At 67.2% G+C, this 445-nt stretch carries 1 protein-coding gene; it reads left to right on the top strand.

The features are described from left to right. Window positions 1-21: 21 nt before the first annotated feature. A partial coding sequence (locus AC1D0P_RS29680; protein ID WP_477680008.1) for an ATP-binding cassette domain-containing protein occupies window positions 22-445 on the top strand: 424 nt, incomplete at its 3' end.

Here is a 445-nt window from a genome sequence, read left to right as displayed (position 1 = left end):
GGTCAGAGCGAGCTTCTGCGCTTGCTGATCGGCGCCGAAAAGGTGACCAGTGGAAGCATCGAGCTGAAGGGGCGTCGGCTGAAACCGGGCGATGCGGCAACGCGCTGGCACGAGGGTTTTTCCTATGTGCCGCGCGAACGGCGCCGCGAAGGGCTGTTGCCGCGCGCCTCGGTGGCCGACAATACGGTTCTGTCGCATCTCAGCGCACTCAGCCGCGCCGGCCTGTTCCGCAACCGGCGCCGCGAGCTTGCGCGGTCGCGCGAACTGGCCGAACGGGTGAAGCTGAAATCGGTCGGGCCACGCCAGCCAGTGCTGCAGCTGTCCGGCGGCAACCAGCAGAAGGTCGTCTTTGCCCGGGCGGTGCTGGGCGCCCCCTATGTGCTGCTGCTCGACGAACCGACCCGTGGCGTCGATGTCGGCGCCAAGTTCGATATTCACAGCCTGC

Source organism: Polaromonas sp. P1_G2 (assembly GCF_056405515.1).
The sequence above is the reverse complement of the archived record's forward strand: the minus strand, read 5'-3'. Positions and strand labels throughout refer to the sequence as shown.